The organism is Acinetobacter schindleri CIP 107287 (assembly GCF_000368625.1).
In the GTDB taxonomy this organism is placed as follows: domain Bacteria; phylum Pseudomonadota; class Gammaproteobacteria; order Pseudomonadales; family Moraxellaceae; genus Acinetobacter; species Acinetobacter schindleri.
In genome coordinates this window covers 248,205-272,311 of record NZ_KB849574.1, presented here as the reverse complement: position 1 = coordinate 272,311, position 24,107 = coordinate 248,205, and the positions used below count along the sequence as shown (strand labels likewise).

23 protein-coding genes are annotated in these 24,107 nt (G+C 43.6%); 12 read left to right on the top strand and 11 right to left on the bottom strand.

Going from position 1 to position 24,107, the window contains the following annotated elements:
- Window positions 1-171: 171 nt before the first annotated feature.
- Window positions 172-411: a DUF2061 domain-containing protein gene (locus F955_RS01525; protein ID WP_004890352.1), complete on the bottom strand. Its 240-nt coding sequence runs from the start codon at window positions 409-411 to the stop codon at window positions 172-174.
- Window positions 412-677: 266 nt separating this feature from the next.
- Between F955_RS01525 and leuC the strand changes: the two genes are divergently transcribed.
- The 4 genes from leuC to leuB all read left to right on the top strand — a co-directional run bounded on the left by leuC (window position 678) and on the right by leuB (window position 4,632).
- Window positions 678-2,111: a 3-isopropylmalate dehydratase large subunit gene (leuC, locus tag F955_RS01520; protein WP_004890349.1), complete on the top strand. Its 1,434-nt coding sequence runs from the start codon at window positions 678-680 to the stop codon at window positions 2,109-2,111.
- Between the two features lie 100 nt (window positions 2,112-2,211).
- Window positions 2,212-2,862, top strand: coding sequence for a 3-isopropylmalate dehydratase small subunit (gene leuD / locus F955_RS01515; protein ID WP_004890347.1), 651 nt, complete (start codon window positions 2,212-2,214; stop codon window positions 2,860-2,862).
- Window positions 2,863-2,948: 86 nt separating this feature from the next.
- Window positions 2,949-3,512, top strand: coding sequence for a hypothetical protein (locus F955_RS01510; RefSeq protein ID WP_004890345.1), 564 nt, complete (start codon window positions 2,949-2,951; stop codon window positions 3,510-3,512).
- A 40-nt stretch (window positions 3,513-3,552) separates the two neighbouring features.
- The gene (gene leuB, locus F955_RS01505; RefSeq protein WP_004890344.1) at window positions 3,553-4,632 is read left to right on the top strand and encodes a 3-isopropylmalate dehydrogenase; all 1,080 of its coding nucleotides are present in this window, start codon (window positions 3,553-3,555) and stop codon (window positions 4,630-4,632) included.
- A 64-nt stretch (window positions 4,633-4,696) separates the two neighbouring features.
- Here the strand turns inward: leuB and F955_RS01500 are convergent, their stop codons facing one another.
- The 3 genes from F955_RS01500 to infA form a co-directional block, all read right to left on the bottom strand.
- On the bottom strand, window positions 4,697-5,107 hold the full coding sequence (locus F955_RS01500; protein ID WP_004890341.1) for a hypothetical protein: 411 nt from the start codon (window positions 5,105-5,107) through the stop codon (window positions 4,697-4,699).
- Window positions 5,108-5,259: 152 nt separating this feature from the next.
- A complete protein-coding gene (locus tag F955_RS01495; RefSeq protein WP_004890337.1) occupies window positions 5,260-5,607 on the bottom strand; it encodes a hypothetical protein in 348 nt (115 codons plus the stop codon).
- A 188-nt stretch (window positions 5,608-5,795) separates the two neighbouring features.
- A complete protein-coding gene (gene infA / locus F955_RS01490) occupies window positions 5,796-6,017 on the bottom strand; it encodes a translation initiation factor IF-1 (RefSeq protein ID WP_001284370.1) in 222 nt (73 codons plus the stop codon).
- A 231-nt stretch (window positions 6,018-6,248) separates the two neighbouring features.
- Here infA and F955_RS01485 point away from each other — a divergent pair, with 231 nt between their 5' ends.
- Window positions 6,249-7,256 (top strand): AraC family transcriptional regulator, encoded by a 1,008-nt coding sequence (locus F955_RS01485; RefSeq protein ID WP_004890334.1) that lies wholly within the window; start codon window positions 6,249-6,251, stop codon window positions 7,254-7,256.
- Between the two features lie 90 nt (window positions 7,257-7,346).
- Here F955_RS01485 and truA read toward each other — a convergent pair whose 3' ends face one another.
- The 5 genes from truA to asd all read right to left on the bottom strand — a co-directional run bounded on the left by truA (window position 7,347) and on the right by asd (window position 13,506).
- Entirely contained in the window at window positions 7,347-8,144 is a 798-nt protein-coding gene (truA, locus tag F955_RS01480) for a tRNA pseudouridine(38-40) synthase TruA (protein ID WP_004890332.1), read from the bottom strand.
- An 18-nt stretch (window positions 8,145-8,162) separates the two neighbouring features.
- Window positions 8,163-9,131 carry an asparaginase domain-containing protein gene (locus F955_RS01475; protein WP_026056754.1) on the bottom strand — a complete coding sequence of 323 codons (969 nt, stop codon included), beginning with the start codon at window positions 9,129-9,131 and terminating at the stop codon, window positions 8,163-8,165.
- 45 nt (window positions 9,132-9,176) lie between these two features.
- Window positions 9,177-10,586, bottom strand: coding sequence for a FimV/HubP family polar landmark protein (locus F955_RS01470; RefSeq protein ID WP_004890328.1), 1,410 nt, complete (start codon window positions 10,584-10,586; stop codon window positions 9,177-9,179).
- A 73-nt stretch (window positions 10,587-10,659) separates the two neighbouring features.
- Entirely contained in the window at window positions 10,660-12,246 is a 1,587-nt protein-coding gene (locus F955_RS01465) for a FimV/HubP-related protein (protein ID WP_004890326.1), read from the bottom strand.
- Window positions 12,247-12,387: 141 nt separating this feature from the next.
- On the bottom strand, window positions 12,388-13,506 hold the full coding sequence (gene asd / locus F955_RS01460) for an aspartate-semialdehyde dehydrogenase (protein ID WP_004890323.1): 1,119 nt from the start codon (window positions 13,504-13,506) through the stop codon (window positions 12,388-12,390).
- 188 nt (window positions 13,507-13,694) lie between these two features.
- Here asd and F955_RS01455 point away from each other — a divergent pair, with 188 nt between their 5' ends.
- Together F955_RS01455 and F955_RS16810 are read left to right on the top strand one after the other, a co-directional pair.
- Complete coding sequence (locus F955_RS01455) at window positions 13,695-14,822, top strand: endonuclease/exonuclease/phosphatase family protein (protein ID WP_004890320.1); 1,128 nt, start codon at window positions 13,695-13,697, stop codon at window positions 14,820-14,822.
- A 602-nt stretch (window positions 14,823-15,424) separates the two neighbouring features.
- Window positions 15,425-15,571, top strand: a complete 147-nt coding sequence (locus F955_RS16810) for a GNAT family N-acetyltransferase (RefSeq protein WP_017401508.1) — start codon at window positions 15,425-15,427, stop codon at window positions 15,569-15,571.
- A 24-nt stretch (window positions 15,572-15,595) separates the two neighbouring features.
- Here F955_RS16810 and F955_RS01445 read toward each other — a convergent pair whose 3' ends face one another.
- Together F955_RS01445 and F955_RS01440 are read right to left on the bottom strand one after the other, a co-directional pair.
- Entirely contained in the window at window positions 15,596-16,531 is a 936-nt protein-coding gene (locus F955_RS01445; protein ID WP_004890317.1) for an LpxL/LpxP family acyltransferase, read from the bottom strand.
- A 121-nt stretch (window positions 16,532-16,652) separates the two neighbouring features.
- Window positions 16,653-18,557 (bottom strand): ATP-binding cassette domain-containing protein, encoded by a 1,905-nt coding sequence (locus F955_RS01440; RefSeq protein ID WP_004890315.1) that lies wholly within the window; start codon window positions 18,555-18,557, stop codon window positions 16,653-16,655.
- A gap of 35 nt (window positions 18,558-18,592) precedes the next feature.
- On the opposite strand from F955_RS01440, the gene F955_RS01435 reads away from it, so the two are divergent.
- The 5 genes from F955_RS01435 (at window position 18,593) to F955_RS01415 (ending at window position 24,106) form a co-directional block, all read left to right on the top strand.
- Window positions 18,593-18,838, top strand: a complete 246-nt coding sequence (locus tag F955_RS01435; RefSeq protein ID WP_004813295.1) for a SlyX family protein — start codon at window positions 18,593-18,595, stop codon at window positions 18,836-18,838.
- Between the two features lie 178 nt (window positions 18,839-19,016).
- Complete coding sequence (locus F955_RS01430; protein ID WP_004890311.1) at window positions 19,017-20,015, top strand: hypothetical protein; 999 nt, start codon at window positions 19,017-19,019, stop codon at window positions 20,013-20,015.
- A 70-nt stretch (window positions 20,016-20,085) separates the two neighbouring features.
- Complete coding sequence (locus F955_RS01425) at window positions 20,086-20,535, top strand: ammonium transporter (RefSeq protein WP_004813293.1); 450 nt, start codon at window positions 20,086-20,088, stop codon at window positions 20,533-20,535.
- A gap of 32 nt (window positions 20,536-20,567) precedes the next feature.
- Window positions 20,568-23,210: a type I DNA topoisomerase gene (topA, locus tag F955_RS01420; RefSeq protein ID WP_004890309.1), complete on the top strand. Its 2,643-nt coding sequence runs from the start codon at window positions 20,568-20,570 to the stop codon at window positions 23,208-23,210.
- A 92-nt stretch (window positions 23,211-23,302) separates the two neighbouring features.
- Entirely contained in the window at window positions 23,303-24,106 is an 804-nt protein-coding gene (locus F955_RS01415; protein ID WP_004890306.1) for an NYN domain-containing protein, read from the top strand.
- Window position 24,107: the final 1 nt, after the last annotated feature.

The following is a 24,107-nucleotide window of genomic DNA, read 5'->3' as shown; positions in this document are numbered from 1 at the left end:
AGTTGTATCTATTGTTGTAAAATCCGACATTCATTGATCGCTAATACAATAGATAGCTGGAAATAGCGGCTCGAACCCAAAAAAATATTTTATAAAAATCGGATATGCATCAATAAAAAAAGCCACCGAGGGTAAGCGGTGGCAAAACGAGGAATAAGGACAGAAAAGAATTTAGGCTGTGATTTCCTCATTATTGCTCTGTTCAGATTTTGCTTCCCAGGCTTTTTCGTGGAAGAAGAAAGCAACAGCCTGAACAGTCGGTTCTAATAAACTTAATGCAATTGCCATGGCTAAACTACCAGTCACAAAATAACCGACTAACATGGCTACCGTGATGTGCATGACGTAATAGCTCAAGGTTTTCTTGAACATACGCTGATTATCTACAACAAATTTTTGAACGTGTGCCATGTCGATATTCCTCAAAAAATAAATTCAATGTTTTCTGTATGAATAAATAATAATAATTCTCATTTAATTTGTAAAAACGTATATTTTGCAAAAAATGATCGGAAAATTAGATTAAATAAAAATCAATATTGGTCTGTTTAGAATCCAATTTTAAAGATTCCAAAAAGTTTATTAACTAATAAAAATGATAAATTAGATTTATGTGACCGCAGCGATATAATCAAAATTAGAGATAGAATTTACCCAGTCCAGTGGAGTACATCGACATGGCAGGCGAGACCCAAACAGCAAAAACATTATACGATAAGTTATGGGATGACCATTTAGTAAAACAGCGTGACGATGGTTCAGCTTTACTTTATATCGACCGTCATTTATTGCATGAAGTAACTTCTCCGCAGGCATTCGAAGGCTTACAACTGGCGGGTCGTAAACCATGGCGTTTAAGCGCGAACGTGGCAACGCCAGACCATAACGTACCGACTTCTACCAAAGAACGTTCAGAAGGTATTTCTGGGATTGAAGATGAAACTTCACGTATCCAGGTACAAACCTTAGATGACAACTGTAAAACTTTTAAGGTGGTGCAGTTTGACATTAATGATGTTCGCCAAGGTATTGCGCATGTTGTGGGTCCAGAACAGGGCTTGACCTTGCCTGGGATGACGGTTGTGTGCGGTGACTCACACACTGCAACGCATGGTGCCTTCGGCTGTTTGGCACATGGTATCGGAACTTCTGAAGTTGAACATGTATTGGCAACCCAATGCCTGGTTCAAAAGAAAATGAAAAACATGTTGGTGCGCGTTGACGGAAAATTGGGTCAAGGCGTAACTCCAAAAGATGTGGTTTTAGCCATCATTGGCAAAATCGGGACTGCGGGCGGTACAGGCCATGCCATCGAATTTGGCGGTCAGGTCTTCCGCGACATGTCGATCGAAGGTCGTATGACCGTATGTAATATGGCGATCGAAGGCGGTGCCCGTGTTGGTATGGTGGCAGTCGATGATAAAACCATTGAATATGTGAAAAACCGTCCATATGCACCGAAAGGTGAGCAGTGGGATCAAGCCGTTGCTTACTGGAATACCTTGCATTCTGATGAAGGTGCGCACTTTGATACCGTTGTGGTATTACAAGGTGAAGAGATTGAACCACAAGTATCTTGGGGGACTTCTCCTGAAATGGTGATTCCAGTCTCTCAGGCAGTGCCTACTTTAGAACAGGCAAAAGATGACGTACAACGCAATGACTGGACACGTGCTTATCAATACATGGGTTTAACTGCTGGTCAGGCCTTGTCTGATATCCAGTTAGACCGTGTATTTATCGGCTCTTGTACCAATTCACGTATTGAAGATATTCGTGCTGCGGCTGAAGTGGCGAAAGGTAAAAAGGTTGCACCGAGCATTAAACAGGCGATGGTCGTTCCAGGTTCTGGTTTGGTCAAAGCACAAGCTGAAGCTGAAGGTTTAGATAAAATCCTGATTGAAGCAGGCTTTGAATGGCGTGAGCCGGGTTGTTCAATGTGCTTAGCCATGAACGCTGATAAGTTACAGCCGGGCGAGCACTGTGCATCTACCTCGAATCGTAACTTCGAAGGTCGTCAGGGCAATGGCGGTCGTACCCACTTGGTGAGCCCAGCAATGGCAGCCGCAGCCGCAATTGCCGGTCACTTTGTTGATGTACGTTCATTCTAAGTTTAAGCCCTCATCCCAACCTTCTCCCAGAGGGAGAAGGAGTATCCTCTCCTGTTAGGAGAGGGTTAGGGAGAGGTTACGGATTCAGTGAGAAATAATCATGAAAAAATATACCGTTGAACAAGGTATCGTTGCACCATTAGACCGTGCCAATGTAGATACCGACTTAATTATTCCAAAACAGTTTTTAAAATCGATCAAACGCACCGGTTTTGGTGAAAATTTATTTGATGAATTGCGTTACTTGGATGAAGGTTATTTAGGTCAGGATAATTCAAAACGTCCCTTAAACCCTGATTTTGAGTTAAACAAACCCCGTTACCAAGGTGCATCAATTTTAATTTCACGTGCAAACTTTGGTTGTGGTTCAAGTCGCGAGCATGCGCCATGGGCATTGAATGAATACGGTTTCCGTACCGTAATTGCACCAAGCTATGCGGATATTTTCTTCAATAACAGTTTTAAAAACGGCATGTTGCCAGTAATCCTGTCTGAAGAAATTGTTGATCAGTTATTTAGAGAATGTGCTGCGACTGAAGGTTATCAATTAACAATTGATCTTGCAGCGCAAGAAGTGCGTACCCCGTCAGGTGAAAGTTTCAAGTTTGAAGTTGATCCATTCCGCAAGCATTGTCTTTTAAACGGTTTGGATGACATCGGTTTAACTTTGCAGGATGCCGATGCGATTCGTGCTTATGAAGAAAAAACCAAACAATCGCGCCCTTGGGTATTTGCAGAAATTAGTGGCTAAATCTAGTTAAATTGTCATAGCGGGAAAGTCTAACCCTTGCTAATATCGTGAAATCATGGAAATTTCGTTTGGGTTAGACATTCAGCATGGCCAGCTATTGGAAACAGTTATTTGCATTGGGTACGGTTTCGATGTTAATGACAGCATGTCAGACCATCGATACGATACAGTTGAAGAAATTGACAGATTCGGCTGTAAATAGTTCAGATGCCCTGATTTATTGTTCAGGTACCCACGATTGTAATTTTGAACGTATGGATGATATCAAGATCATCAATGCTGAAAAACGACATGTGGAGAGTGAAGCGCTCAAGCTCAAACTTGTGCGTTTACAAGCAAAAAGCCTGAAAGAGCCTAATCCGGTTTACCTGTCGGTACCCGCGGGGCAGCATGAACTGGTGGTACGCTTTTATCCGATTAGTCCGGATAAGGCCGAAGTTCTACATGTATTCCAGAACTTTCAGGCCAAGCATAAGTACACCTTTAAGATGTATCGCCAGCGCTCGACTCGAAACACCAGCTTATTGCAGGCCTCTGCACCGGATCCACTGTGTGTAGATCTGTTGCAAAACACCAAAATAATTCGACGCTTCTGCAAGCCATACAATGTTGAAACTGGCATTGCCGAGTTTGTAGAACAGAAAATTTAACCCAGTCAGCGAAATGCTGACTTTATAAATGGAATATCTCATGTCTAAACAAATTTTGATTTTAGCTGGTGACGGCATCGGTCCTGAAATTGTGAAAGCAGCAGAGCAAGTGCTGACTCGCGTAAATGAAAAATTTAATTTAGATCTAAGCTGGGAACATGGCCTGTTGGGTGGTGCTGCGATTGATGCACATGGTGCACCTTATCCAGATGTGACGTCTGAGCAGGCAAAAAAAGCTGATGCAATTCTGCTTGGCGCTGTGGGTGGTCCTAAATGGGATACGATTGAACGCTCAATTCGTCCTGAACGTGGTCTGTTAAAATTGCGTAGTGAACTGAACCTGTTCGCGAACCTGCGTCCGGCGATTCTCTATCCGCAACTTGCTGATGCGTCTAGCCTGAAACCTGAAATTGTAGCTGGTCTAGATATCCTGATCGTACGTGAATTGACAGGTGGTATCTACTTCGGTCAACCACGTGGTATCCGTGAACTGGAAAATGGTGAAAAACAAGGTTTTAACACTGATGTGTATTCAGAGTCTGAAATCAAGCGTATTGCCAAAGTTGCATTTGAACTTGCCGGTCTGCGTGGCGGTAAAGTATGTTCAGTCGATAAAGCAAACGTGCTTGAAGTGACTGAGCTTTGGAAACAAACCGTTACTGCATTGAAAGAAGAGCAATATCCAGACATCAACCTGTCGCATATGTATGTCGACAATGCTGCAATGCAGTTGGTACGTGCGCCTAAACAGTTTGACGTAATTGTCACTTCTAACCTGTTCGGTGATATTCTGTCTGACGAAGCGGCAATGTTAACGGGTTCAATTGGTATGTTGCCATCTGCTTCTCTAGATGAGAATGGCAAAGGCATGTATGAACCATGTCATGGTTCTGCACCAGACATCGCAGGTCAAAACCTAGCAAATCCATTGGCAACCATTCTGTCTGTTGCAATGATGCTGCGTTACACCTTCCGTGAAGAAGCGGCTGCAAAAGCAATTGAAGATGCAGTAGGTCATGTATTGGATCAAGGTTTACGTACTGCGGATATTATGTCCGAAGGCATGAGCAAAGTCGGTACAGTGGAAATGGGCCAGGCAGTAGTTGCTGCATTGAACTAAATTTCACTCCAGAACTGATCAATAAAAAACGCAGCTCAGGCTGCGTTTTTTTGTGTCTGCTGAATTAACAGGTTCGGCCGGTATATTTCACTGCTTGTGCAATATTGTCCTTGAGTTCAAAAACAATTTTACATTGCAGGTTTACGTCATAGCCACGCGATGGACTATGTGTCACCGGAATGGGTACGGTTCCAGTGCCGGCAACCGGATGCTGAGCGACAGAGAGTGGAAGTGCAACGGGACGCTGCACGATATAGACCAGTTGCCCGGCTGAAAGTACAGGTTCATTTACCTGCTGGTAGCCGAGTTTGCTTAAATCCAGATTGGCATAAATGGTTTGGCTAGACTGTCCAATATACTGCTGTAAATAAGCGTCACGTTCGGCTTGAGACAGGGTAGGCGTATGCGTACATGCAGACAACAGCAGAAGCATGCCTGGTAACACGAGTTTCATTTGGCGAAATGCAGATAACATATTTTCTGACTCCTACAAAAGCCATTGCGGTTATTGTAGCGAGGAGAAAACGAGCTTATTGTTGTAATTTGACACACGGTAGAGAGAAGTATCCTGATAAATTGGACCTCTCATTAAATCTCATACAGGTTTTAAACTTCACTGGACACAGTTTAGCAAGCTTTACCGGTATAACGAATGTCCTGAACAATTTCATCTTTCAAGTCAAACCAGATTTGGCATTTCATCTTAATGTTATAACCTCCATTCGAAGGCATTGGAATTGGTGCACCAGGGGAGATACTTTGACTAATATTAGGTGTACCCATCGGAATATTCACATCCCGGAAAATAGTATAACTGAGAAAGTCTGCTGTTTGAATGGGGTGCTGGGAGGTTTTAAATCCCATTGCACGAAGATCAAGTTGGCTGTGAACCTGTGCGGCAGTTTGACCGATATAGGGCTGTAGAGAATGATGCAGATGCTGATTGCTGCCTGTAGCACATGCAACAAGAGACAAGCTGGAAACTGGAAAGCAGAGTCAAATATTTCATATTCATTGTTTTTATAAATATTGTTTTAATTAAATTGAATAGTCTTGTAATTCTCAGGCTATGTCAAATTGTTTTATTTATTGGTAAATAATGAATAATTAAAGTCACAAAAAAAGCCACCCTGATCAGTGGCTTTTTTTACTGACGCTAAATCTTAGCGTGCACGATAAGTGATACGACCCTTAGTTAAGTCGTAAGGAGTCATCTCCACTTTTACACTGTCGCCAGTCAAAATACGGATGTAGTGTTTACGCATTTTACCAGAGATATGAGCAATCACTTCGTGACCGTTTTCTAAACGTACACGGAACATAGTATTAGGAAGCGTCTCGGTGACAACGCCTTCGAACTCGATGAGTTCCTCTTTATTGGCCATAGCCTACCTAAAAGAATAAATTAGAAAGGCGCAAATTATAGTCAATTTTTTCGTATAACACAAGGCATAGCAGGCTTTAGACTGATCATCTGAAAGTAAAATAAGCGAAGCATCAGTACAAATATTTTAACTAAAAAACTGCTTGTTGATGTTGTCAGTTTGGTCAATCACAGTTAATCTAAAAAATATCTTTTTAGGTATAAATGAAGCACATACAAGGAAGGTTTTTGAGTGGGTCAGCTAACAGATGCATCGGTTGTACTGCGATTAGGCTACCAGGCGATACGTCGTGCGGGTTTGCCAACCGAAGAATTGCTTACTAAAGCAGGAGTTGCCTTAAACCAGGTTGAAGCCAATGACCGTACCCCGTTGAGTGCACAGTATGCATTCTGGGTCGCGGCAGAAGAGGTCAGCAAGGACCCTGATATCGGCTTACATTTGGGTGAACATCTGCCACTTTACCGTGGTCAGGTCATTGAGCATTTGTTTATTTCATCAGAAAATTTTGGTGAAGGGCTAAAACGTGCCTTAGCTTACCAGCGCCTCATCAGTGATGCCTTCCATGCGCAACTGGTCGTGGGAGATGACCGCTGTTATTTGACCAATGGTGAACAGCTTTTTGCCGAAAACATCGTCAATCGTCATTTCACTGAATGTGCCATGTCTGGTGTACTGCGTTTCTTTAAGTTTATTACCGAAGGGCGTTTTGAACCGATTTATATCGACTTCAATTTTTCTAAAGGCGCAACTGATGATGAATACTTCCGTGTCTATGAATGCCCAGTAAGTCTGGGACAGAAAGAAACACGTCTTTATTTTGATTCAAGTATTCTTGAATATCCGCTTTGGCAGGCAGAACCAGAATTACTCCAGCTGCATGAGCAGTTAGCAATTGAAAAGCTGCAAGAGCTGGCACGTTATGATCTGGTGGGTGAAGTGCGCCGTGCCATTGGCTCAACCTTGGAAAGTGGGGAAACCACGCTAGAAACAGTCGCTGCCCAGCTGAATATTACTCCCCGCCGTTTGCGTACCCAGCTGAGTGAAGCCAATACCAGTTTCCAGCAGATCCTTTCGGATTATCGTTGCCGTCTGGCTAAACGCTTACTGGCAGGCACCAGTGAAAGTGTAGAGCGGATTGTATATTTAACCGGTTTTTCTGAACCAAGTACCTTCTATCGTGCTTTTAAACGTTGGACCAATGAAACGCCAGTGGAATATAGAAAGCGCAAGCAGCGTTAAATCCCTCCTAACCTCCCTTTAAAAAAGGGAGGAATTTCCTCTCCTTCCAGAAGGGGGGGAGAGGAGGTAAATTAATAAAAAAGGATTTAATTATTCTGGCATGTTTAACCAATGTGGTCCCAAGGGCACTTTCGGTAAATTAAATTGCTCAGGATAATGTGCCTGAATAAAGTAGAGTCCATCTGATGGTGCTGTCACACCTGCCGCTTTACGGTCTTCTGCAGCAAAGATGGCATCAATCTGATCGATGTCACACATGCCCTGACCAATTTCCAGCAAACAGCCCATGATATTGCGCACCATATGATGCAGGAAACCATCAGCCTGAATATCCAGGACCAGATAGTGACCATGACGAATTAGGCGACAGTGATGCACATGGCGTACAGGTTGATTGGATTGACAGGCAGAGGCACGGAAACTTTCGAAATTATGTGTGCCTTCAAACTTTGTCGCAGCCTTAATCATCTTGTCGACATCTAAATCGTAATGGATATGGGTGACCTGTTTATGCAATAGCGCAGAACGCACAGGGTGATTGTAGACTACATAACGATAACGACGGGCTTGGGCTTTAAAACGGGCATGGAAATCCATGTCCATTTCCTGAATCCACTGAATTACAATATCTTTAGGAAGCTGACTATTACAGCCGCGTAACCAGCCATATTCGGAGCGATCAGCAGAGGTATCGAAGTGAGCAACCATATTGGTGGCATGCACGCCGGCATCAGTTCGACCTGCACCATGCAGGATAATAGTTTCATTGGCGACTTTAGACAGAATCTTTTCAATCGTTTCCTGCACGCTTGCTACGCCGGGCTGTTGGGTTTGCCAACCTCTGTAGTGTGCTCCACTAAATTCAATACCGACTGCAAAACGCTGCATATTCACCTCAAGATTCAACTAATCAGACCAATGGTGATGCCATTGCTCCACGCTGTCGTATTGTAAATACATTTTCAGGGCTTTTGCATATAGATCGGCATGGCCATAGGCATCATTGAGTAAAATCCGGCAGTCCTGCACCCATTCAGCAATAGCATAGCGTTGGTCTGTGCTCCCGAAAGGTACCTGTGTAGTCAAAACTACAGCACAGCCAGCATTATAGAACTCATCAAAGAGCTGAATGAGATCAGGATTAACTGCGAGATTTCCTGTGCCAAAGCCCTGCAGAATCAGGAAATTTGGAGGTGAAGCCAATAATTGCTTAAGGTTATGAAGCTGCTGATCTAGCCCAACCGGCTGCATCATTATACTCAGGCAATTAAATTGCTGTGCCTTAATCAAATCTTGTGCAGTAATGGTATGTGTATATAGTTGCGGTGGAATTTTTACTTCTGCATCTATGCCGGCAAAGGCCTTGAGTTCAGTAGTATGTTGCTTTAACGCTGTTCTGCCATGAACCAGTTCCTGGTTAAATGCCAGATAAACGCCCATCTCGACCTGCTGTACAGAATCTAGAGCAAAGCATAGGTTGTCCAAAGCATCACTGAATTCGCGTGGCTGCTTGCCAGCTGCATTTAATAATGGGTACTGGCTACCGGTTAAAACCACATAGGCCGATTGCCCTAAAAGATGCGCCAGCACGGCACAGGCATAGCTCATGGTATCTGTACCATGAATGATAACAAAGCGCTGATAATTCTGAGCCTGCAGTTGCTGAATAAACTGAATCAAGGCTAGCCAGTCAGGAGCAGTACATGCACTGCTGTCCTTAATTACAGGGGCGCAGAAGCACTCTACCGAATGCGTGTCTTCATGCAATAAGTCTTTTAGTTTTATAAAAAAAGATTCGGCAGGCATAGGAGCAAGTGGATCACCAACGCATCCAAACGTACCTCCCATATAAATCAATGCAATATTTTTCATCATAAAAAAAGCAGCCATAGTGACTGCTTTAGTGTAGAACGAATTTACTTAAGAAGCGATTCGATTCAGTAATTGATCAACATGGGTACGTTGTTGTGGACTGTAGTCCGCTTCCTTTTCTGTCAGGATTTCACGTGCGGCATCATAGGCACCCAATTGAATATACTGCTCTGCCAATTCCAGATTTAATACTACTTCATCAGTTTCCGTTAATTCAGGGAATGATTGAATCAGTGGATCATTTTGATGAGCGGTTGAAGTAACAGGCGTAGATGGAATATCAAAACTGATTGCCGCGCTGGCTGGTTTTTCAGGAACGGCATCTAGTTTAAAGTCCAATTCTGAGACAGCAGGTACTGCTGGACTTATAGGTTCATGTGTAGCTAAACCTGATAAATCAAATTCTGGTACTGCGATTTCTGGCTGAGTTTCTGTGGTTGACGTTGTATCTGCCGAGAAAGAAAAATCAAGAGGTTGAACTGATTCTGCAGTAGGTACTGGTGTCACTTCTGGTTTTTCTGAGTTGCCTAAGTCAAGCTTAAAGTCCATAACCGGTGCGGCAGTTTCAGGCTCGGCAGCAGGTGCAATTTCAGTTTCAGCTTTTATTGAGCTATCTAAGTCAAAGCTAAAGTTTAGTGCAGATGTGGCAGTATCTGATGTTGTCTTCGGTGTAGGCTCAGATGCAGGAGCGTCAGAGAAGTTAAACTCTAAACCTGTAGCTCCTGGGAGATCCTGGGCTGCATCACTTGCCGGTTTAGTCAGAGTGGGCTCAAAATTAAATTCCAGCGGCTGGATATCATTCTGTGATAGCGCCGGCTCAAATACAGCTTTTTGAGGCTTATTTTCTTGTTGCAGTTCATCAAAAGCGAGGTCATTAACTACTGGGCTGTGGGTTGGGGATAGCTCTTCAAAGGCAGCAGTGTTGTCTATAGATGCTGTCTCAGTTACTGATGAGCCAGCGCTTAACTGTGCAGAAGGAAAATCAATTGTATCCTTGGTTGAAGTAGCTGAATTTTCAAACTCTGCCTTTTTAGTTTCTGCCTGCGCAAGAATGTCATCCAAACCGAGTGAACGCACATGTGTGATTAACTGAGAAATGGCAAATTCATCTTTCTGCTGAATATGGATATCAAGGAGCAACAGATACAGTTCATGCTGGCGGTTGTCTTTTTTGAGTGCCTGATTGATTTGCGCTTCAGCGGCAAAAAAATTTCCTTCATTGATCAGGCGCTCAATTTTCTTGCGCAGATCTGCTGAAAGAGCAATAGCTTCCTGAGGATTCGCTGCAACTTCTTCAACCACCCGGGTTTTCGCTGGGGTAGCCCGTACTGAACTGGTGGTTTTTCTCGCTTTCGCTGTATTTGCCTTTGGTTTATCTGACCCTTGAGCATCCTGACGTTTTTTGACTACGATCAGAACGATGATCAATAAAATTAATGGAATCACATAAATCAGCATGATAAGTACCCCTTAGAGATAGAGGGCTCCATATATCCACTCATCCCTGTAAATCAATGTATGTAATGATTAGTTAATTGGCTTTTTTATCTGCCTGTTGTGCTTTCAGCTGCTGTTGCAGTCGGGCAAGACGGGCATTTAATAATTGAATTCTCTGATCCTTCTGATTAAGCGCCAATTCTAATTCAGTTACGTTTCTCTGTAATTTAACGGTTTTTTCTCGAACTGTCATAACTTTTAATGACAACTCTTTCGAAGTTTGACGGTCTAATGTGTTTTGATTTGCAGAAAGTTGCTTAGTTTCTTGTTGGTTCTCAGCAACCAGGCTCATTTCAGCTTGATTTAAACGATATTTGGTACTGCCTTTAGCCTTATTCTGAACTTGTGCAAGCTCAGATGTCTTGACGGTAATTGGCTGTTTTTGTGCGGGCGCAATATTCAAATTCAGTGCCGCACCACGTTTCAGGCGATTCGCATCTCCGCCAATAAAGGCCTGTTCATTATTTTTTTTAATTTGCTGCATGACTTCACCAACACCGCGGTTTTGTTCCTGAGCAATACGTGCAGCAATTTTCCAGAGAGATTCATTGGATTGAACCACATAACTTGCTTTTGCAGTAGATGTCGGGCTCGCTTGAGGGGAGTGTTGCACTGGAGCCGAAGCTGCTTGAGGCGGTTTTTTAGGAGTAACTTGCTTCTGTTTTGCGACTTGTTCTTCGGCATATTTTTTAACTAATGGGTCGCTGGAATTCGATTGTGGCGCAGCAGCAGGATAGGTCGCCACTGGCTTTTGATTTTGTACTTTTTGAGCTGGTATATCTTGATTCTGCTGTTCAACAGGTGCTACTGATGTATCTTCCGCTACCTGAGTTTTTACTTGAGTTGTAGGGGTGGCAGGATTTTTTTGCAGACTATTTGGGACCAGAGGCTTTTGTTGAATAGCTGGCATTGCCGGTTCAGCGATTGGTGTGGGTGTCGTCAAAGTACTTGTGACTGGACGCGTATTCACAGCTGTAATAGCTTCCTCAACCTTGGCTGGAGCCTGAACAGCGGGAGTCGTTATCGATGTTGTCTGAGGGATAGAGTTTGGTGATAATGGTGGTGGAGCAAGACGCTGTACAGCCAATGGTTTTTCCAGAGCCTTGGTACTCGCTGCTGCAGTCTTGTATTGCGTACTGACAGGTAAATTTAAACCAATTTCATTTTCATTCACCACCACGACTGGGGTCAATGTTCGTTCATTCGCGCTGATTGAAGCTTTTAGCAGATCTGTCTTGGGTTTGAGTGTGGTCTTGATATGTTGTAAGCGTGCTGCATTGCCTTCTTTAACCTTAACTACAAAATTCAGATCATTTTGAGTGATTGGGCGTGAAGAGGTAATAGTAATCACACCTGTTCCATTGCTACTACGACGGGTAAAAAAATTAAGATGACCGGGAGGTTGATGCGTAGTGCCCAGCGTCATTAAATCTTCTGGCGTAGCTAAACTCACTTCAATCGGTATATTGATATCTGACTGACGGAAATTCATTTCCGCATAGAGTAATTCCCCGGGTGCAGATTGAACCTGAACTGGCTCAACCGTGATTGCAAAAACAGGCTGTGCCATCATCATGGTTAAAGTAGCAATTTTAAATTTTTTATATACAGTCATCTTCATTCTAGGCTCAGCATCGGTCATATTATGGGCAGTATGACTCGATGATTGGGATGTCTATGTTTGTTCAACTATTTTCTTGATAGTGACACAAAAAAGCCGATCAATAAAGATCGGCTTTTAGATTGATTATAACGCGCTTAATTAAGCATTTTTATAATCGATCAGAATGCGTAGCATACGGCGTAAAGGCTCAGCAGCACCCCAAAGTAACTGGTCACCTACAGTGAATGCACCCAGGTATTCTTTACCCATGTTCATTTTACGCAGACGGCCGACTGGAACAGTCAATGTACCGGTTACTGCGACAGGCGTCAGATCAGTCATTGATGCTTCACGTATATTTGGTACCACTTTTGCCCATTGGCTAGACTGACGAATCATATCTTCGATTTCATTCAAAGGTACGTCACGTTTTAGCTTCAAGGTAATTGCCTGAGAGTGACAGCGCATGGCACCGATACGTACACAGTGACCATCGATTGGAACGATCTGCTGGTTGCCCAGGATCTTGTTGGTTTCAACCTGACCCTTCCATTCTTCTTTCGACTGGCCGCTTTCCAGCTGCTTGTCGATATATGGAATCAGAGAACCAGCTAGCGGTACACCAAAGTTTGCCGACGGGAAGCCTTCACCACGTTGTAATTCAGCAATTTTAGAATCGATGTCCAAAATTGGAGAGCGTGGATCATCGAGTAGGTCTTTAGTATTGTTATACAGGTAACCCATGCCTGTGATCAGCTCACGCATGTTTTGTGCACCTGCACCAGATGCCGCCTGATAGGTCATCGAAGTTGCCCATTCCACCAGGTTATTCTGGAAGAGAGAACCTAAACCCATCAGCATCAGGGAAACCGTACAGTTACCGCCAACGAAAGTTTTAGTACCTTTCACTAGGCCATCTTTGATCACGTTCAGGTTAACCGGGTCAAGTACGATGATTGCTTCATCATCCATACGCAGGGTAGACGCAGCGTCAATCCAGTAACCATTCCAGCCTGCAGCTTTCAGCTTAGGGAAAACCGCAGTGGTATAATCGCCACCTTGGCAGGTAATAATGACATCCATTTGCTTCAGACGATCAATGTCTGTCGCATCCATAAGTGCTGGGGCAGTTTTACCACCAAATGCCGGTGCTTCACCACCTGCATTACTGGTAGAGAAATAGAATGGCTCAAAATGAGCAAAATCATTCTCTTCAACCATACGTTGCATTAGGACGGAACCAACCATCCCGCGCCAACCGACCAGACCTACTTTCATGTCACTTTGCCTCGGTGCGTTAAAAAATTAAAGGGGGTTCGAGTGTACCAAAAAGGGACTCAACTGCAATAGCTACACAATAGAAACATCAATAATATTGAGCGAAATATCTTGTTTATGTTACATACAAAATTGATAACGCAGATTTTCTTCTAGAAAAAATAACAACATAGTAAAAGAGTCACTTTATGATTTTGTTTATTCAGATATTGTCAGTGCTGGTCATCTGGCTCAGTTTCTGGTCCCTGATTCCTCGTGATGAATGGTGGATCCGTGGCGCCGATTTCCCGCGACTACAAATTCTGATCATTGGCTTCATTGCACTAGGGCTTTATATATTTTGGGAGCATTCCTGGACCTTGATAGACCAAAGTATTTTTGTAGGACTAGTCGCGGCACAAGCCTACCAGTTGAAGATGGTCTTGCCTTATACCTTTATCTGGAAGAAACAGGTGAAGAAGGTCAAACGGCAGCAACTGGATCCAAGCAAACAAATTTCTTTACTGGTTTCTAACGTGTTAATGACCAATGAAAAATATCATCTATTACTCGAACAGATTCAACGTTTAACTCCAGATCTGGTACTGACGCTGGAAACCAATTCAGAATGGCAGAAACAACTCTCAATGATTGAAGCGGACTATCCGTACCGTGTACCTGTGCCTTTAGATAACCTTTATGGGATGCATCTCTACAGTAAATTAAAACTCAGTGACACCGAAGTGAAATTTATTTTGAGTAATGAAATTCCTTCAATTCATACCACAGTCACTTTACGTTCTGGCCATCCGGTTCAGTTATATTGCCTTCATCCGAAACCGCCAAGTCCGACTGAAGCCAAGGACTCGAAACTGCGTGATGCTGAATTGCTGATTGTTGGAGATCAAATCAAGGATCTCGATGAAAGCTGTATTGTGATGGGCGATCTGAATGATGTCGCCTGGTCACGTACTACACGTTTGTTTCAGCGTATTAGTGGCTTGCTCGACCCGCGTGTCGGGCGCCGTTATGTGAATACCTTTCATGCCGATTATCCGATGTTCCGCTGGTCACTTGACCATGTCTTTCACAGTACCGACTTTGCTTTAGTCCATATGGAGCGTTTGCCACATGTGGGCTCGGATCATTTTCCGGTGTTTGTGGTACTACAAACCGGGCGAGTCTTTGATCATGTACAAGAAGAACTGGAACAGACTGAAGAAGATGAGCAACAGGCTCAGGAAGCTATACAAGAAGGTATTGAAAAAGCTGAGAAAGAAGAAAAAATAGTCACGGATGAAATTGCTCAAACCTACAAAAATGGTTCAAAAGTGTGATGGATTTATCGGAAAAGTGTACGAAATGGCTTACACAGATTGGGGTCTTAAACGATATTTATTCCTCGATGATTCCAATATTCTGCTTATATCAGCACAGGGAGTCGAGAAGGGAATTTCTCATAAGGAAGACGAAGCTGAATGAAGACATCATGGATATGATGATGAAATGGAAATCACAAAAAACCAAGAATTAAAATGTTGAAAGCACAACCTCATTAACCCGGGTTTTTACAGGATGTAGAGCCCGGGTTAAACTATTTTAGAGCTTTAATTTTATTTTTTATTTAATTGATTATTAAAACAATTTATAGAGTTGAAATAATTTCTGAAAAACGTGTATGCAGTTTATTATTTCTGACAGTGACTCAGCTCAGGAATTTGAAATATTTGAACTCTATCATGCCAATCGATGGTCAGCAGCTAAAAAAACCGTAACTGCTTTTAGAAGCCTTGAACCATTCTCATAGTCTTGTGACTGCCGGTATGAATGGTTGACTGGTTGGACTCGGTAATGCCATTTCTGATGGCTAACTGGTGATGTATTTTCCCATTTACTGGTTCATTCAGAATTACAAGGGTAGGGCATTGGTCGCCGAATTATGCAGGCCATGCTAGAGCGTTATTCAGGATTTCATCAAAAAATTTTAGTTGCTGACCAGCATGCTACCGGCTTTTATCAAGCTTTAGGCTTTAGTCGTGCCGGACAGACTGAAGCCATGTGGATTTATCAGGGAACAAATCATTAATCCATGATGAAAGAGCTCGAGAACTCAATAAATCGAATCATAACCCTGTGGGCGGGTCTTAAAACGGCGATGGAACCACATATATTGCGTTGGGGCGATCCGTAACTGGCGTTCAATAATCTGGTTCACGCGAGTGGCATCATCCAGTTCATCTGCGCTTGGCAGGTTTTCAACGGGTGGCTCAATCAGGACATGATATTTTGGATTTTTGATATCGCCGTGACGGTAGAAATACAGTGGGATCGCAGCGGCTTTGGTCATTTTTAATAAACGACGGTGTGCGGTCACGGTTGCAGCAGGAACGCCAAAAAATGGTGCCATTACGCCTTGTTTTAAACCGAAATCCTGATCCGGGCTGTACCAGATCGCATGTCCATTTTTCAGATTACGCACCAGACCACGCATATCATCATGGTCAATCTGGTTGGCATAAATTGTGGCGCGGCAGCGATAAATCAGCATATCCAGCAAGGGGTTATTCTGCGGACGATAGACGACATCCGGTTCAAAATATTGGGCACACAGGTAGCCGCCAGCATCCAGCAGGGTAGAGTGCGTACCGAGTAATAATGCACCTTTTCCTTCAGTTTGTGCTTGCTGGATATATTCCAGACCTTCAATAGTTACACGGCCTTTAAACCACTTTGGCGTGTACCAGGCATTTAAGGTTTCAAACACACCGAGCATCTGGTCAATAAAGACCTGACGGGAATTTTCCTGCACTTCTTGCGCAGACCATTCTGGAAAACACACTTCCAGATTGCGCACTGTAGTTTCACGGCGAGATTTGAGATATTTAAAACTTAAGCTACCCAGTAAAGAAGCCAGACGGTACTGAATCGCCCAAGGTAAAATCGCCAGAATCATCAGGAATACAATGCCAATCCATATGCCCCAATACTGGGGAGACAGGAAGGCCCATTGAAATTCACCGGGTTGGTAATCTGGCTTTTTACTCATAATCTGCTATTTAAACCTCAAGATATCTGCAGTGTAGCAGAAGAGCTTTTTGAAACAAAAAAGTGAAAATAAAAAAGCATCTGTATGAATACAGATGCTTAGCATTTAAGAGGGAAGAAAATTAACCTTTGGTCATATTTTCCAGCTCATCCCAACGTTCCATTTTTTCCAGCAAAATCTCGTCAATTTCACCTAGACGTTCAGATGCCTTGGTCGCTGCTGCTGCATCTTTCACAAACCATGAGCCATCTGCCAGTTTGTCAGAAAGTTCAGCCTGTTCACTTTCCAGTGCTTCGATTTCTGCAGGCAATTGTTCAAGTTCACGTTGATCTTTGTAGCTGAGTTTCACCTTTTTCGGTGCAGGAGCAGCCGCTGCCGCTTCAGCTTTGGCTGCAGCTTTTTTAACGGCAGATTTTTGATCGACCGCTGTCTGGTTCGGACGTTGCTCTAAATAATCCTGATAACCACCGATATATTCATCGATATTGCCTTTACCATCAAATACCCAGGTTGAGGTCACGACATTGTCCATAAAGGCACGGTCATGCGAGATCAGCAGTAATGTGCCTTTATAGCCACTTAACATTTCTTCTAATAGTTCAAGGGTCACCATATCCAGATCATTGGTTGGTTCGTCCATCACAATCAGGTTTGATGGTTTAAGCAAAAGCTTTGCCAGCAAAATACGGTTACGTTCACCACCAGACAGCGCTTTTACTGGTGTACGGGCACGTTCAGGCGAGAACAGGAAATCTTGTAAATAGCTATAGATATGACGACGACTGCCATTGATATCGACATGGTCAGAACCTTCAGCGACGTTATCTTTTACCGATTTTTCCAGATCCAGTACGTTACGTAACTGGTCAAAATAAGCCACTTCAAGCTGTGTACCAGTTTTCACTGTACCGCCATGCTCAAGCTGGCCTAAAATCGCTTTAATCAGTGTGGTTTTACCAACACCGTTATCACCGACTAAACCAATACGGTCGCCACGCATTACCAGTGCCGAGAAGTCATTAATAATTGGTGCATTGTCACCAAATTTCACGCTGAGATGTTCAATCTCAAATACGACTTTACCAGAACGGCTCGCATCCTGAGTTGCCATGCTCACTTTACCTTGTTGTGAGCGGCGTGCTTTTGATTCTTCGCGTAATGCTTTAAGCGCACGGACACGACCTTCATTACGAGTACGACGCGCTTTAATTCCTTGGCGAATCCATACCTCCTCTTCAGCAAGACGCTTGTCAAACAGCGCATTCTGCTTTTCTTCGGCTTCCATCTGCTGTGCTTTAAGCTCGAGATAACGTGAATAGTTACCTTCGTAGCTACGCAATGTACCACGATCCAGTTCAACAATACGGGTTGCAATGCTGTCTACAAATGAACGGTCATGCGAAATAAACAGAAGCGTTAAATTATTTTGATCTAGCAGGAATTTCTCTAACCATTCAATACTTTCCACGTCCAGATGGTTGGTCGGTTCATCAAGTAACAGAACGTCTGGTTGGGTCAGCAGGGCACGAGCCAGCAGCACACGACGCTTACGGCCACCGGATAAATCGGCAAGGTCTGCATCCGGATCCAGGCCCATTTTACTCAGGATAGAGTTCACCTTGGTTTCTAAAGCCCAGCCATCCAGCTGATCCATCTTGTGCTGCAATGAACCCATGCGGTCACAAGCTTCCATATCACCCAGTACGCAGGCTTCGCTGGCTTCATGATAAGCACGTAGAACTTCTGATGCTTCACCTGCGCCATCCGCCACGATATCGGCGACTTTGCCTGAATCCATCGGCACGTCTTGGGCCAACATGGAAATTGTGATGCCATTTTGTAAGGAAACTTCACCACTGTCAGGTAACAGGCTTCCTTCAATCAGTTTAAGTAAGGTAGACTTACCTTCACCATTACGGCCAATCAAACACACTCGTTCACCGCGTTCTAAATTAAAGTTAGCGCCGTCGAGCAGTGCAGGTCCGCCAAACGCGAGTTGGACGTCCCTTAGGGTAATATATGCCATAATGGTTTCCTGAAATCCTATGATGAGGACTTAAAATGACTAAACAACAAAATCTAAATGAACAGGCGTCATTTTCCGCACCCATTGAAGATTTGCAAGTCCGAATTGCATTTTTGGACGATTTAGTTGAACAGTTGAATCAGCAGGTGACCAGGCAGAATCTGGAAATCATCAATCTTCAGAAGCAAATGACACTGTTATATCAACGTGTTGAGTCGGCAGATTTGTCCGAAGGCATTGCAGAATTCGACCCGATTATTGATCGACCACCGCATTATTAATTATGTAATTGGTCATGTAGAAAACCCTCGATTGTGAGGGTTTTCGCTTTAATGGGTCTATGCTTTGTTTCAGCAGGGTAATCCTAGTCAGTAAAACTAGCCATGCTTAAAATAATTTGACCTTTTTCACGCTTGCCCCTCTAATAGCGCTTCCAGGTTTTGTTCAGATTGGTGTTCCATGTCACAGAAAGTTGTTTTACTCGATCTTGAAAATAATTTCCCGACCGCCACTCTATTACGTGAAATCACCAAGCATTATCCAATCTTGTACCTGTTTAGCTGTGCCGGTAAGTTTGAATTTGAACTGGAAGACCTGACCGAACTGGCAGGCTGGATCGCCAGTGGGCAAGTGGTCATTCTGGACATTCCTGAAGCTGAACACCGTGAATATGAATATGCGGTCATTGTCGGACAGCTGATGGCACTGCTCGAACCGGAAACGCATGTGGAACTGATTTCAGCCATGGACAGCAGTGAAATGCTGATGCAAATGCTGATTGCATCTGACATTAGTTGTAGCCTGATTCAGGTACAGGCAGAACCGGAACAGGATAAAAAAATCTCTCCTAAATTCAAGATCCCAAGTCTCGACACGATTCAGCAAAAACCCGCTTTACAACTGGTGAAAAAATATTGTGATGCACTGGTGAAAATGCCAGGCAAGCCAACCACACTGGAAAGCCTGAAAAATTCAGTAGCGAATATATTGCAAGTACTGCCAGGCAAAGCACAGCATGTCGTCGGAATGCTGATTAACCTCAAGATTGTAAAACGCTATGAGGATCAGATTGCCTTCCGTAAAAAGGTATTAAAGCAATGGTCACAACTGGATCTGTCTGCTGCACCAACTACATCACGGGATCTAGGTCAGGCCATTGCTGAATTGACCCCGGAAGAGCCAGAAAAAGTCATTGAAGAACAATCTGCCATTCAGTCTGCACAACAGGGATTGTTCAAAAACTTTGACCGCATTGATCCGGTACAGATGGAAGTGGCACGCAAGCTGCGTGAACTGCAAGGTGACAAGCCTAAAGATATTTATGAATTGCGAGATTTACTGGAACAGTTATTTCCAAAATCCGATGTGCGTTTATTGCTGAAGGAACTGCTGGAGAAAGGCTATATTTACTGGAATGGTCATGAAGTTCTCTACAGCCATGAGATGTTCCTGAATTAATTTTGTCGCGCAAACTTGCGTTTTATATTGAGCTTATGCAACTCTAATAATAGAACATAAAGGTTGAGCTATGGAAAATACAGGAATCTGGGTTGCTGTCGTCATCATTGTATTTGTACTGGGATCTATTTTTGGTCTGCGTGTCAGCCCACGGGAAAGAGCTTTGGGCATGATGCGTGAGAAAGCCCGCAAGATGGGATTACACCCACGTCTGGTTGTGGCTCCTGACTGGACCAAAGTGCCGATGGCCACTGAAAAGCGTGCCAGCATGGTGGCTTATTATAGTGTGCTGATACCAGACGCACGTTTGCCACTGATGCGTGCCCGTGTGGTCGATCAAAAGCTTGAGCTGGTACAAGGCGATGACAAATTTAAAGATTTTCCCATTGCATTAAAAGGCATTTATGCTATTGATATGCAGGCAAACTGTGTTGGACTGTATTGGGATGAAGAAGCTGATCTAAAAGCGGCCCAGCTCGATGACATCAAGGCACTATTACATTCCTTGGCTGAACTTTAATTTTTTAGAATATACAGGATTAACGGTTAATTATGGCGAACGCTCCTCGGTCCACATCAAAAAGCAGCACAGCGAAGTCTTCCGACGCTGGAAATAAGCGTGCCTTAGTGATTGTGGAGTCGCCTGCAAAAGCGAAAACAATCAACAAATACCTCGGTTCGAACTACATTGTGAAATCATCTGTCGGTCACGTACGTGATTTGCCGACAGGCGGCTCTGCCAAAAGTACAGAGAAAAAACCAGCAACGCGAACCAAGCTGACTGAAGCAGAAAAAGCGGAAAAATCACAGCAGGCGTTGATTAACCGTATGGGCGTAGACCCGGAACACGACTGGAAAGCTAAATACGAAGTCCTGCCTGGCAAAGAGCATGTGGTTGCTGAACTGAAAAAACTGGCCTCGCAAGTTGATGAAGTCTACCTGGCAACGGATTTGGACCGTGAAGGGGAAGCGATTGCCTGGCACTTAAAAGAGGTGATCGGCGGTGATGATTCACGTTACCAGCGTGTGGTCTTCAACGAAATTACCAAAAATGCCATTCAGGAAGCATTCAAGCATCCAACCCGTCTGGATACCAACAAAGTCAATGCTCAACAGGCACGCCGGTTCCTGGACCGTGTCGTGGGCTTTATGATCTCGCCATTGCTGTGGGAAAAAATTGCCCGTGGTTTGTCGGCAGGCCGTGTGCAATCCGTTGCAGTAAAACTGGTGGTTGAGCGTGAACGTGAAATCCGTGCCTTTATTCCTGAAGAATACTGGCAAGTATTTGCTGATACCAAAGCGAAAAAAGATGACATTCGCCTGGAAGCAGTGAAACAAAACGGTAAGACCTTAAAGCTGCACAATAAAGCTGAAACTGATGCTTTGTTGAACCTGATCAAAGATGCCGAATACAAGGTGATGAGCCGTGAGGATAAACCAACCAAGGTCAATCCAAGCGCGCCGTATATCACTTCAACGCTACAGCAGGCAGCCAGCACACGTTTAGGCTTCTCGGTGAAGAAAACCATGATGCTGGCACAGCGTCTGTATGAAGCGGGCTTTATTACCTATATGCGTACTGACTCTACGTTCTTGAGCGATGATGCAGTCAATATGGTACGTGGTCACATCGAATCTGAATTTGGTGAAAAATATTTACCAGCCAGGCCAAACCGTTATGGCAATAAAGCCGGTGCGCAGGAAGCCCACGAAGCAATTCGTCCTTCAACCGTTGGCCTGAAAGGTGATAGCCTGGTTGGTGTGGAACGAGATGCACAGCGTTTGTATGACCTGATCTGGCGTCAGTTTGTTGCCTGTCAGATGACACCTGCTGAATATTTATCTTCTACCATTTTAGTCGATGCCAATGGTGTGGAGCTGAAAGCCAAAGGCCGTACGCTGGTATTTGATGGTTTCACCAAAGTTCGTGGTGCCAACAAGGCAGATGACGATATTTTATTGCCAGCTGTCAAAGTGGGTGAAGTCCTGAAGCTAGAGAAACTTGATCCTTCTCAACATTTCACTAAACCACCTGCACGCTTCACTGAAGCCTCCTTGGTAAAAGAACTTGAAAAACGTGGTATTGGCCGTCCTTCGACCTATGCCGCGATTATCTCGACCATTCAGGATCGTGGTTATGTGAAACTGGATAACCGTCGCCTGTTTGCTGAAAAAATGGGTGAGATCGTTACTGATCGTCTGGATGAAAGTTTCAACAACCTGATGAACTATGCTTTTACAGCAGATCTTGAAGGTCAGCTGGATAAGGTGGCAGATGGTGAACGGAACTGGAAAGATCTTTTAGACAGCTTCTACGGTGACTTTAAGAAGCGTTTGACCAATGCACAGGGTGAGAGCGGTATGCGCCGTAATCAGCCGGTGGAAGTCAATGCCGTGCACTGTAAAGAATGCGACCGTCCGATGCAGATCCGTACCGGAACCACAGGTGTATTCTTAGGTTGTTCAGGTTATAACCTGCCGCCTAAAGAGCGTTGTAAAGGTACACTGAACTTGACCCCAGTTGAGTCTTTGGCTGCACTTTCTGACGATGATGCCGCTGAAACTGCTGATCTGATGTCGAAAAAACGTTGTCCGATCTGCTCAACTGCGATGGACAGCTATGTCATTGATGGTGGTCGTAAACTGCATATCTGCGGTAATAATCCGGACTGTGCCGGTTTTGAACTGGAAGAAGGTGAGTTCAAGATCAAGGGCTATGATGGCCCAACCATTCCATGTGACAAATGTGATGGCGAAATGCAGTTAAAGACTGGCCGTTTTGGTCCTTATTTTGCCTGCACCAGCTGTGAAAATACCCGTAAGGTTTTGAAAAATGGTCAGCCTGCGCCACCGCGTGTTGATCCAATCAAGATGGAACATTTACGCTCAACCAAGCATGATGATTTCTTTGTCCTGCGTGATGGTGCAGCAGGTCTGTTCCTGGCAGCGAGCAAATTCCCTAAAGTACGTGAAACCCGTGCACCGAAGGTGGCGGAACTACGTACCGTTGCAGAGCAGCTGGATCCAAAGTATCAGTTTATCTTGCAGGCACCAGATGTAGATCCTGAAGGTAATCCAACTCTAGTGAAATTCAGCCGTAAGAACCAGTCGCAATATATTGGTTCAGAGACACCTGAAGGTAAGCAAACCAAATGGTCTTTGGTTTACCAGGATGGAAAATGGGTTGAAGCCTAAAAGCTAAAAGTAAAAAATGCCGACATCAGTCGGCATTTTTTATGGCAGAATAAATTTTAGAAATTTGATTAATAATAAAATTTGGGGAAGGTGTGGATATTCAAACAAAAAAATTCGCAGTGCTCATTGATGCGGATAATTCATCGATTAATGCAATCGCATCAGTTTTAGAAGAAGTTGCTAAATACGGTATTGCCAGTGTTAAACGTGTTTATGGAGATTGGAGTAGTGAAACCTTAAAAAATTGGCGCGATGTTTTGCTTCCACATGCAATTACACCTGTACAGCAATTTGCCTATACCAAAGGTAAAGATGCAACAGACATGATTCTGATTATTGATGCTATGGATTTACTTTATGCAGGTGCATTAGATGGGTTCTGTATCGTATCCAGTGATAGCGATTTCACGCCCTTAGCTTCACGTATTCGTGAAAATGGTCTCACCGTCTATGGTTTTGGCAAAAAAGCTACTCCTGAAGCATTTAAGAAAGCTTGTGACAAGTTTATTTATATTGAAAACCTACTTGTAGATAGTGAAATTAAAAATAATGAGGATAGTGAAGAAACAGATTTAATTGATAAAAAAGTTTCGGATATTAGCAAGACAAGTGGACAAAAAACCATATCTGCCCAAAAGGAAATTCAGTTACCTGAAGGGATGGACCGAGCCACACTTAATTTAATTTATAAAGCTGTAAAAGATAATGCAGATGAAAATGGTTGGGCCAATTTAAGTATGGTTGGGCAATACATAAGTGCGGTAAAACCTGATTTTGACTCTCGTAATTATGGTCGTGCCAAACTTTCTGGATTAATCAAAACTTTAAATCTTTTTGAAACTAAGATTGAAATGAGCCAGATGTTTCTTAGAAAAATAAAAAAACAGAGTGCTTAAC